The 9,380-nt window shown below is 71.6% G+C and carries 14 protein-coding genes; 7 read left to right on the forward strand and 7 right to left on the reverse strand.

What is annotated here, in order from left to right; genetic code table 11:
* Positions 1-5 precede the first annotated feature (5 nt).
* Both OHS58_RS38985 and OHS58_RS38990 read left to right on the forward strand, forming a co-directional pair.
* Positions 6-644: an alpha/beta fold hydrolase gene (locus OHS58_RS38985; RefSeq protein WP_326956270.1), complete on the forward strand. Its 639-nt coding sequence runs from the start codon at positions 6-8 to the stop codon at positions 642-644.
* 133 nt (positions 645-777) lie between these two features.
* Positions 778-1,527 carry a 3D domain-containing protein gene (locus tag OHS58_RS38990; RefSeq protein WP_328645719.1) on the forward strand — a complete coding sequence of 250 codons (750 nt, stop codon included), beginning with the start codon at positions 778-780 and terminating at the stop codon, positions 1,525-1,527.
* A 71-nt stretch (positions 1,528-1,598) separates the two neighbouring features.
* On the opposite strand, the gene OHS58_RS38995 is transcribed toward OHS58_RS38990, so the two are convergent.
* Genes OHS58_RS38995 through OHS58_RS39005 form a run of 3 tightly spaced genes read right to left on the reverse strand, consistent with a single transcriptional unit; the run spans position 1,599 to position 3,784 of the window.
* A complete protein-coding gene (locus tag OHS58_RS38995; protein ID WP_328645720.1) occupies positions 1,599-2,153 on the reverse strand; it encodes an SMI1/KNR4 family protein in 555 nt (184 codons plus the stop codon).
* Positions 2,150-2,788, reverse strand: a complete 639-nt coding sequence (locus tag OHS58_RS39000) for a nitroreductase family protein (RefSeq protein ID WP_326945693.1) — start codon at positions 2,786-2,788, stop codon at positions 2,150-2,152. Before OHS58_RS39000 ends, OHS58_RS38995 begins: the two co-directional genes overlap by 4 nt.
* An 18-nt stretch (positions 2,789-2,806) precedes the next feature.
* On the reverse strand, positions 2,807-3,784 hold the full coding sequence (locus OHS58_RS39005) for an aldo/keto reductase (protein ID WP_328645721.1): 978 nt from the start codon (positions 3,782-3,784) through the stop codon (positions 2,807-2,809).
* Between the two features lie 33 nt (positions 3,785-3,817).
* Here OHS58_RS39005 and OHS58_RS39010 point away from each other — a divergent pair, with 33 nt between their 5' ends.
* The gene (locus OHS58_RS39010; RefSeq protein WP_247060048.1) at positions 3,818-4,303 is read left to right on the forward strand and encodes a MarR family winged helix-turn-helix transcriptional regulator; all 486 of its coding nucleotides are present in this window, start codon (positions 3,818-3,820) and stop codon (positions 4,301-4,303) included.
* Here OHS58_RS39010 and OHS58_RS39015 read toward each other — a convergent pair whose 3' ends face one another.
* The 3 genes from OHS58_RS39015 to OHS58_RS39025 all read right to left on the reverse strand — a co-directional run bounded on the left by OHS58_RS39015 (position 4,304) and on the right by OHS58_RS39025 (position 5,979).
* Complete coding sequence (locus OHS58_RS39015) at positions 4,304-4,723, reverse strand: ATP-binding protein (protein ID WP_326945696.1); 420 nt, start codon at positions 4,721-4,723, stop codon at positions 4,304-4,306. It lies immediately after the preceding gene.
* Between the two features lie 63 nt (positions 4,724-4,786).
* Positions 4,787-5,566: a SigB/SigF/SigG family RNA polymerase sigma factor gene (locus OHS58_RS39020; protein ID WP_326945697.1), complete on the reverse strand. Its 780-nt coding sequence runs from the start codon at positions 5,564-5,566 to the stop codon at positions 4,787-4,789.
* Positions 5,563-5,979, reverse strand: a complete 417-nt coding sequence (locus OHS58_RS39025) for an anti-sigma factor (protein WP_247060051.1) — start codon at positions 5,977-5,979, stop codon at positions 5,563-5,565. Before OHS58_RS39025 ends, OHS58_RS39020 begins: the two co-directional genes overlap by 4 nt.
* A gap of 162 nt (positions 5,980-6,141) precedes the next feature.
* Between OHS58_RS39025 and OHS58_RS39030 the strand changes: the two genes are divergently transcribed.
* The 3 genes from OHS58_RS39030 to OHS58_RS39040 all read left to right on the forward strand — a co-directional run bounded on the left by OHS58_RS39030 (position 6,142) and on the right by OHS58_RS39040 (position 7,880).
* Complete coding sequence (locus tag OHS58_RS39030; protein ID WP_247060052.1) at positions 6,142-6,450, forward strand: WhiB family transcriptional regulator; 309 nt, start codon at positions 6,142-6,144, stop codon at positions 6,448-6,450.
* Positions 6,451-6,679: 229 nt separating this feature from the next.
* Positions 6,680-7,033 carry an STAS domain-containing protein gene (locus OHS58_RS39035; RefSeq protein ID WP_247060053.1) on the forward strand — a complete coding sequence of 118 codons (354 nt, stop codon included), beginning with the start codon at positions 6,680-6,682 and terminating at the stop codon, positions 7,031-7,033.
* A 58-nt stretch (positions 7,034-7,091) separates the two neighbouring features.
* Positions 7,092-7,880, forward strand: coding sequence for a metal-dependent hydrolase (locus OHS58_RS39040; RefSeq protein ID WP_326945698.1), 789 nt, complete (start codon positions 7,092-7,094; stop codon positions 7,878-7,880).
* On the opposite strand, the gene OHS58_RS39045 is transcribed toward OHS58_RS39040, so the two are convergent.
* Positions 7,843-8,625 (reverse strand): nuclear transport factor 2 family protein, encoded by a 783-nt coding sequence (locus OHS58_RS39045; RefSeq protein ID WP_328645722.1) that lies wholly within the window; start codon positions 8,623-8,625, stop codon positions 7,843-7,845. The two genes, OHS58_RS39040 and OHS58_RS39045, sit on opposite strands and share 38 nt — an antisense overlap.
* A gap of 98 nt (positions 8,626-8,723) precedes the next feature.
* On the opposite strand from OHS58_RS39045, the gene OHS58_RS39050 reads away from it, so the two are divergent.
* The gene (locus tag OHS58_RS39050) at positions 8,724-9,269 is read left to right on the forward strand and encodes a TetR/AcrR family transcriptional regulator (RefSeq protein ID WP_328645723.1); all 546 of its coding nucleotides are present in this window, start codon (positions 8,724-8,726) and stop codon (positions 9,267-9,269) included.
* Positions 9,270-9,380: the final 111 nt, after the last annotated feature.

Consider the following 9,380-nt stretch of genomic DNA (forward strand, 5'->3'; position numbering starts at 1 on the left):
CCGCCATGACGACGTTCGCGTTGATCCACGGCGGCGGTGGCAGCGGCTGGGACTTCCACCGGCTGGTGCCCGAGCTCGCGGCCCGCGGCCACGACGCGGTCACCCCGGACCTGCCGATCACCGACCCGGCGGCCGGGCTCGCGGAGTTCACCGAGACGGTGCTGGCCGCGTTGGGCGACCGCACGGACGTCGCCGTCGTCGGGCATTCCTACGGCGGCTTCACCGCGCCGCTGGTCGCGGCGAAGGTCCGCGCGCGGGTGCTGGTGTACCTGGCCGGGATGATCCCGGCGCCGGGGGAGCAGCCCGGGCAGTGGTGGGGGAACACGGGGTTCGCGGCGCCGACCGGGCTGAGCGAGGCCGAGCAGTTCTTCAACGGCGTCGATCCGTCGCTGGCCGACGAGTGCCAGGCGCACGGGCGCGATCAGGTGAGCAAGGAGTGGGACGAGCCGTGGCCGCTGCCGGCCCACCCGGACGTCCCGACCCGCGCGCTGCTCTTCCGCGACGACCGGTTCTTCACGCCGGACTTCCAGCGCCGCGTGGCCCGCTCGCGGCTGGGCGTCGAACCGGACGAAGCCGACGGCCCGCACTGCGCGCCGCTGAGCCACCCGGCCGCCATCGCCGAGAAGCTGGTCAGCTACCTCTAGTCGCTTTGGTTACTTAAAGGTCTAGACCTATTGACTGTGTGGTCCAGGCCACTTAACGTCTGGTGCGCGGCGAACCCGCACCTCCCACCTGTTTCACCTCCGCTCCGGTCCCCGCCATGGAGGTTCCCCCGTCATGCGCTTCGCCAGGATCATCGCCTTGACGGCCTTCGCCGCCGGCAGCCTCCTCGTGGCTCCCGCGGCCCCGGCGTCCGCCGCGGCTTTGCCCGCGTGCCAGCACTTCTACACCGGTACGATCCCGGACCGCCCGGTCACCGGCGGCCACGGCCCCGGCACGCTCGTCGGCGCGGCGAACGTGTCGAACCGCTTGCCCGCACCGGGTTCCGTCAGTGGCGGCCTCGGCGCGGACGGCAAGGTGACGTTCACGTTCGCCCGCGTCAGCGGCGCGAAGGCGTACCGCGCGTTCCGCAACGGCCAGGCGCTGCAGTGGATTTCCGACTGGGGCCAGCCGACCCTGACGGTGACCGACGCGAGCCCGTGCCAGAACGCGAACTACCAGCTCTACGCGATGACGGCGGAGGACAACTCACCCGGCTCGCTCGGCCAGATCTCCACGGCGTACCGCCTCGACACGGGCAACCACCTCGCGGCCTACCGCATCCCGGCCGGCACGACGCTGAGCTACCGCGTCACGTCGTACAACGACGTCGCCCAGACGGCGCTGGGCTACAGCGCGGGCCCGGGCTTCTGCGCGGTCGACGCCCGGAACGTCCCGTGGGGCACCAGGTTCTCGGTCCCGGGCTACGGCGAGTGCTACGCCGCGGACATCGGCAGCTGGATCAAGGACGACATCGTCGACGTCTGGCTACCGGGCTCCCAGGCCGACGCGTGGGGCATCCAGCGGCTGACGCTGACGGTGCGCTAGAGCCACCTGGCCGCCGAAAGGCCGTGAAGCCTCCTTGCCGACGTCCCCCCTTCGCTCCGGCAAGGAGGCCTTCATGGCTCGCGGCCGTCGAGCCACTTCAGGTACCACTCCCGAAAGCCCGTGCCGCACGGGGAAACGCCTCCGTCCGACGCGCGGTCGTCGAACCACAGCCGCCCGCGTTCCGGGCCGGTGACCACCAGCCGGAAGTAGGCGCCGCACCCGAAGTGGGCCACTTTCAGTGAGCCGGTGATCCACCGCTGGTCGAAGTACAGGTCGTCGGGGATCTCGTTGTCGGTCGGGTGGTGCTCGGCGCGGTTCCACGCCTCCGTGAACGGGAACGGCGTCGAGAGGAACCCGGGCCGCCAGCCGTCTTCGCCGGGGCATTCCGGCGCGCTCAGCCGGTACAGGCCGTAGTACGGCCCGGCGCCGTGTCCGCCCACGGTCAGCAGGAAGCCGCGGTACTCCTCGGGCAGCGTCACCCCGTGGCGCGCCTCGAAGTCCGCGATCTCCGCCGCCGGCACCGGCGGTTCGAGCCGGTACCGATGCTTCCCGGCGCCGAAGCGGGTGAAGTCCGGGTCGGCCGCCGACAGTTCGGCCGGCCGGCCCCGGACTCCGGCCCACGTCACCAGCGGTCGATGTGCAGCACGTCGTCCAGGGGCTGGCGTGATGCCGGCTTGAACGTCTCGCCCGTGTAGAACGCCGTCGGGATCATCGCCGCCTGGTGGACGTTCTTCGGCAGCCCCAGGACCTCCGCCGCTTCCTGCTCGTACTTCAGGTGCAGCGTCGTCCACGCCGTGCCCAGGGTCACCGAGCGGGCCGCCAGCATGAAGCTCCACACCGCCGGCAGCAGCGACGCCCACAGGCCCGCCTGGTTGCCCGCCGGGAGCTCGTCCGACGGCGTCTCCAGGCACGGGATCACCAGGACCGGGACGTCACCCATCCGGTCGGCCAGGAACTCCACGCTCGACCCGATCCGCTGCTGCACCGGGGCCCGCGTCGGGTCGTCCGCGAACAGCTTGCCCGCCGCGTTGCCCGACTCCAGGTACTCGTGGCACGCCCGGCCGTAGATCGCGCCCAGCGCCGCGCGCTGGGCGTCGTCGGTGACGACCAGCCACTGCCAGCGCTGGGTGTTCGAACCGCTCGGCGCCTGCAGCGCCACCTGGATGCAGTGCTTCACCAGGTCGATCGGCACCGGCCGGTCGAAGTCCAGCCGCTTGCGGACCGTCCTGGTGGTCGTCAGGAGCTCTTCGGGCGTCATCATCGGCCCATCATGCCGGGCCTACCAGCGATCGTGCACCAGCGGGCGGATCAGCTCCTCGTACGTCGCGCGGACGCCGGCCGCCGCCTCCTCCGGCAGCGGCGGGAGCGCGGCCGCCGCGGTGTTCGCCGCCACCTGCGAAGCGTTGCGGGCGCCCGGGATCACCGTGCTCAGGCCCGGCTGGTCGAGGATCCAGCGCAGGGCGAACTGCGCGAGGGCCTGCCCCTCGGGAACGAGCCCGCGCAGCCGCTCGACGGCCTCCAGGCCGACCTCGTACGGCACGCCGGAGAACGTCTCGCCGACGTCGAACGCGTCGCCGCCCCGGTTGAAGTTCCGGTGGTCGTCGTCGGCGAAGGTGGTGCTCGCCGTGTAGCGCCCGGACAGCAGGCCCGACGCCAGCGGCACCCGCGCGATGACCCCCGCGCCCGCGTCCGACGCCGCCGGCAGCACCCGCTCCAGCGGCTTGAGCCGCAGGCAGTTGAGGATGATCTGCACCGACGCGACGTTCGGCCGCGCCAGCGCCGCCAGCGCCTCGTCGCAGGTCTCGACGCTCACGCCGTACGCCTTGATCCGGCCTTCCTCGACCATCGCGTCCAGGGCGTCGTAGACGGCGTCCGTGGAGTACACCGGCGTCGGCGGGCAGTGCAGCTGGACCAGGTCGAGCGTGTCCATCCCGAGGTAACGACGCGACCGGTCGTTCCACTCGCGGAAGTGCGCGGCGACGTAGTTCTCGGGCACCTGGTCGACCCGGCGGCCCATCTTGGTCGCCACGAAGACATCGGGGTGGTCGGCGCGGAACCGGCCGACCAGCCGCTCGCTGCGGCCGTCGCCGTAGACGTCCGCGGTGTCGAAGAAGGTGACGCCCGCGTCGGCCGCCGCGTGCAGCACGGCGAGGGCGTCGTTCTCGCCGACCTCGCCCCAGTCCGCGCCGAGCTGCCAGCAGCCGAGCCCGACGACCGAGACCTCGCGGCCGAGGCGGGTGATCTTCCGGTTCTCCATGCCGCGATCCAAGCACACCTATGATCGGCCGTCATGGCCATGACTTCGGGTCCGGACGGGCTGGGGACCCGGCTGCGGCACGTCCTCGAACTGCTCGACGGCGACGTCGCGAAGTTCCTCGGCGACATCGGCCTCGACGGCTACCGGCCGCGGTACTCACCGGTCGTGCGCGCGCTGCTGGCGAAGGGACCGCTGGCCATCCGGGACCTGGCCGCGGAGCTGCGCGTGACGCACTCGGCCGCCAGCCAGACGGTCGCCCAGATGAGCCGGGCCGGCCTGGTGACGCTCGAACCCGGCGCCGACGCGCGGCAGCGGATCATCTCGCTCACGGACCGGGCGCGTGACGTGCTGCCCCTGGTGGAGGCCGAGTGGGCGGCGACGAACGAGGCGTGGGACGCGCTGGAGGCCGAGCTGCCGCACTCGCTGCGCGCTCTGCTGGACGCGATCGTCGAGGCGCTGGACCGCAAGCCGTTCCGCGAGCGGATCGGGGAGACGGAAGCCGCCCGCGAACTGCTGTGACTAGGCCGGGTCCGAGACGCGGAAGATCGCCCAGACGTACTTGCCGCCGGGGCAGCGCTCGAAGCCCCAGTCCTCGGACAGCGCCTGGACCAGCACGAGCCCGCGGCTGCGTGCCTCGGCCGGGGACGGCGCCCGCAGCTCGGGCAGCATCCGGCCGGTGTCGTACACCCGCAGCGTCAGGTGGCCGTCGGCGTACTCCATCTGGAAGCGCTGCGGGCGTTCACCGTGCTCGAAGGCGTTCGTGACCAGCTCCGAGGTCGCCAGCAGGACGTCCTCCAGCTGCGCCTCGTCCAGGCCGAAGGCGGCCATGGCCGCGCGGACCTCCCGGCGGGCCAGCGCCGGGGCGGTGACGTCCGACGGGAGAAGCACCGTCAGTGGTGCGGCCGCGGCGATGCGCTGCGGCATCTTCGACGTCGTCATCGGGGTCCCCCTCCCTGTGCTTTCGGTACTGTCCGCGAAGTACCCACGGCTTTGCGCAGCTAATCAGGTGCCGTCGGCCAGCTCGGATTCGTCCAGGCCCGAACGCAGCTTCTTCAGTGTCGCAGCCAGCAACCGCGACACCTGCATCTGGGAGACCCCGACGCGGCGCGCGATGTCCGACTGGCTCATCCCGGAGCCGAACCGCAGCGCCACGATCTTGCGCTCCCGATCCGGCAGGCTGTCCAGCATCGGGCGCAGCGCCTCCCGCAGCTCGGCCTGGCCGAGCTCGGCGTCCGGCGCCCCGAACCGCGTGTGTGCGGCGTTCTCCAGCAGGTGGTCGAGCGACGCGCCGTAGCGGCCCTGACCGGCGCGAAGGCCTTCGTAGACGTCTTCGATGGGCACGCCGAGCCGCGCGGCGATCTCACTCGGGCGCGGTGCGCGCGAGAGCTGCACAGTGAGCTCTTCGCGGGCGCCGGAGATGTTCGCGTTCAGCTCTTTCAGCCGCCGCGGCACCCGCACCGACCAGCTGTTGTCGCGGAAGTGGTGGCGCAGCTCGCCGGAGATGGTGGGCACCGCGAACGCCAGGAAGTCCGTGCCCTGCGTCGGGTCGAACCGGTCGACGGCGTGGATCAGCCCGACCGTGGCGATCTGGACCAGGTCCTCCATCGCCTCGTCGCGGTTGCGGAACTTCCGCGCCAGGTTGCGCGCCAGTTCGAGGTGGTTGCGGACCAGGGTGTCGCGGATGCGCTCCCGTTCCGGGGAGTCCGCCGGCAGCGCGGCGAGGTGGGTGAACAGCGCGCTGACGTCGAGGCCCGTCCCGCTGCTCCCGGCGGCATCGGTCACGAGCCGGCCGCCTGGCTCTCCCGGACGAGGTCGACCCGGGACAGGTAGCGCCCGTCCTCGGGGGTCACGGTCCGCTCGGCCGACGTCGCGAGCGCGGTCAGCAGCTGCCAGGAGAGGCCGGTGTCGTCCCCGTGGTCGGGCGAGTCCGACAGAACGGACACCGAAACCTCGATGCGCGGCCCGCTCCAGGAGAAGACACAGGTGAGCTTGCCGTCCGAGGCGGCGGGCAGCAGCAGCGAGCACGCCTCGTCCACCGCCATCCGGAGGTCCTCGACGGCGTCGAGGTCGAAGTCCTGACGCATCGCGATGTCGGCCACGATGGTGCGCAACGTCGGCACCACGTGCGGGATCGCGGCCGTCCGCACCTCGATGACCTGCGCGCCTCCCGGCACGAGCGGGGCGTTGTCCTCCACGTTTGTTCCTTTCTCCGCACTCGCGCTGGGTGACTTGCGGTGTCCCTCGACGCCCGGTCAGCGAGATGCCCGTGGTGTGAGCAAACCAAACCCGCGTTTGATCCGCTGCACCGGCGGGCACATAGCGGTCGACGTGCTGATCCGGGGAAAGGCAGGAACGAGATGGCTGACGTGAGCCGGCTGCCCACTGTGGTTGCTGAAGAGTGGGAATGGCAACTGCGCGGCTCGTGCCGGGGTGCGGACAGCAGTCTCTTCTTCCACACCGACAACGAGCGGGGTTCGGCGCGCGAGCGGCGCGAGACGCGGGCGAAGGCCATCTGCCAGGCCTGCCCGGTGCTCGCCCAGTGCCGCGCGCACGCGCTGACCGTGCAGGAGCCCTACGGCATCTGGGGCGGCCTCGGCGAGATCGAACGGCGGCAGCTGTTCCTCCGGCAGCGCCGAGCCGAGCGCAAGGCCGTCAGTGCGCACTGAACAGCACCGTGAGCAGGCAGGATCCGATCGCACGTGACCACTCCACGCGAAAGGGCGGCGGCCGTGGCGGGCTCGGTCGCCTGCTGGGTTAGGGTTGGTCCCGGAGTTGCCTTGACCGTGTCCGGCGCGGGGTCCTGCCCGGGCTGTGAAAGGCACGGTGACACGGTTGCCGCTTGAGACAACAGGCGCGTACCCGGCGCAGGAGCAGCGCCTGACGAGGAGAAACTGCATGCCCGCAGCCGACCAGAACGCCACCCCGCCCGGGTTCGGCATCACGCTGGACACCGAAGCGACGGAGCCCCGGGTGGTGGTCACGGGTGAGCTCGATCTGCTCACCAGCCCGCAGCTGCAGGAGGCCTTGGCCGGCCTGATCGCGGACAAGCGCGCGCAGCGGGTCGTCGCCGATCTGACCGGGGTGACCTTCTTCGACTCTTCCGCGCTGAACGTGGTGCTGCGCGCCCAACGCCAGGCCGGCGAGCAGGACGTCCAGCTCGCGGTCGTCCCGAGCCCGGCCGTCAGCCGGGTGATCGAGCTCACCGGCGTGGCCGAACACCTGAGCGTGTCGGAGGACCCGCAAGCCTGATCCCCCGCTACGGTCCTGCGGACTGATTCGGTTCGCGGACTCTGGGGGCGGCACGATGATGGGGCGCACGCATGCCCTGACCGGGTGGTGCGCAGGCTTGGCCATCGCGCCCGCGGTCGGCGCGGGCTCGGTGCACCAAGCGGTGGTCTTCGCCGCGACGACAGCGGGCTTCGCCTTGCTGCCCGACCTGGACCACCCCGGCGCGAGCGCGTCCCGCCTCCTCGGCTGGCTCACCGGCGCCCTGTCCTGGCTGCTGCGCCGCGTCTCGGCGGGCATCTACGCCCTCACCAAGGGCCCCCGCGACGAGAACGTCACGGGCAAGCACCGCCATCTCTCCCACACGGTCCTGTTCGCGGCCGGCCTGGGCGCGCTGACGTCCTGGGGCACCGAAACGGGCGGCCCCTGGGCCGTGGTCGGCGTGGTGGTCTTCGGCTTGATGCTGGCGGAAGGCGCGCTGGGCGACTGGCTGCTGCCGGTGAGCGGCGCGGCGGTCGCGTGGTGGTTCTTCACCGCCCCGCCGGACCGCGCGGGCGAGCTGGCCTCGATCACGGGCTGGCTCGGCGTCGCGGTCGCGGCGGGCTGCTTGACGCACTGCCTCGGTGACGCGCTGACCGAAGCCGGCTGCCCGTTCCTGTTCCCGGTGCCCATCGCGGGCGAGACCTGGTACGAGATCCGGCCGCCGCGGGCGTTGCGCTTCCGCACCGGCAAGAAGGTGGAGAAGCGGCTCATCTTCCCGGTGTTCGCGGTGCTGGCGGTCCTGCTGGTGCCGGGGGTCTGGGACTACTCGGTGAGCACGTTCCAGCGCCTGTTCATCCCGCCGTCGAGCCAGCAGGCGACGACGCCGTGAACCGGCGGATCCGCTCCGCCGCCGCGGCCGTGTCGCTGTAGTCGCGGGAGTGCGTGATCCGGCCGTCGGCGATCGTCATGACCATCACGTACGTCGAGGCGAACGCCTCGCCCGCCATCTCCCCGTGCAGGTCGAACTCCGCCACCAGCACCGCCGGGTCCGCCGTCTCGTGCACGACGACGTTCTCCGCCTTGACCAGCCGCCGGACGCCGCCCGCCGCACGGAAGCGGCGGCGGAGCTCCTCGCGGCCCTTCGTCAGCCGAGGCACGCCGGCCGGGGTGAAGGGCATCTCGATCACCACGTCCTCGGCGTACAGGTCGGCGAGGTCGTCCCAGCGGTTCTCCACCGACGCCGCCAGGAACCGGTCGAACACCTCGCGCGCGGCGGCGGACGCGCCCGAGCCGTTCGGGTAGTCGCGGTACGAGGTGATCGACCCGTCGGTGACCGTCACGATCCCCACCGACGACGGGAACGCGAACGTCTCGCCGACGGCGACCAGTTCGAGCACGAAGCCCGTTTCCGTCAAGGTCACCTCGACCTCGGTCTTCGCCACGCCGAGCGCGCGGCCTCGTGCGCCGGCGGCGGTGAGTTCGGCGGTGACGGCGGAGCGGCCTTCTGTGCGCTGCCCCAGGAACGGCTTCTCGTAGACCGCGTCTTCGGCGAACAGCGAAGCGAACCCGGAGGCGTCCAGCGCGGTCATCCCGGTGCGGACGAGGTCGGCTATCTCGGACACGGTGCGTGGCATCGGAATTCTCCTGAGAAGATGTGTGTTGAATCGGAACGGTGCACCCGCTTACGACAATACGGAGCCACCGTTCCGGTTGTCAACGAGGAGGAAACTCGATGGAGAAGACCGGCCTGCGGGCGGACGCGCGGCGCAACCGGGCGAAGGTCCTGGCTGCCGCCGAAGAGGCGTTCGCCGCCGACGGGCTGGCCGTGCCGCTCGACGACATCGCGCGGCTGGCCGGCGTCGGGGCCGGCACCGTCTACCGGCACTTTCCCAGCAAGGAAGCGCTGTTCCAGGCCGTCGTCCTCGAGCGCATCACCCAGTTCACCGAAGAGGCCCGCGGTCTCGCCGACGCGGCCGACCCCGGCGAAGTCTTCTTCGGCTACTTCGTCCGCGTCATCAAGCAGGCTTCGCTCAACCGCGCCATCTGCGACGCCCTCACCGAGGCCGGCGGCATCGGCTTCAAGGCCGACGCGGGTGACGACTTCCGCGGCGCCTTCAGCGTGCTGCTCGAACGCGCGCAGGCCGTCGGCGCCGTCCGCACCGACATCGACGGCGACGACCTGCGGGCGCTGATGGTCGGCTGCCTGGCCGTCGAGCGGTACGCGCCGGGCAGCGAGCACCTGGTCCGCGTGGTCGTCGACGGGCTCAAGACGCCGTGACCGGCAGTTGCCGGGCCGGGTCACCGGTTCGGCAGCCGCCGGAGGTGTGTAACGAGAGTTAAGATCGACGCGAGTTTCCTCGTATCTGCGCTGCGCGTGGCGAGGGGGTGC

This window comes from Amycolatopsis sp. NBC_00348, assembly GCF_036114655.1.
In the GTDB taxonomy this organism is placed as follows: domain Bacteria; phylum Actinomycetota; class Actinomycetes; order Mycobacteriales; family Pseudonocardiaceae; genus Amycolatopsis.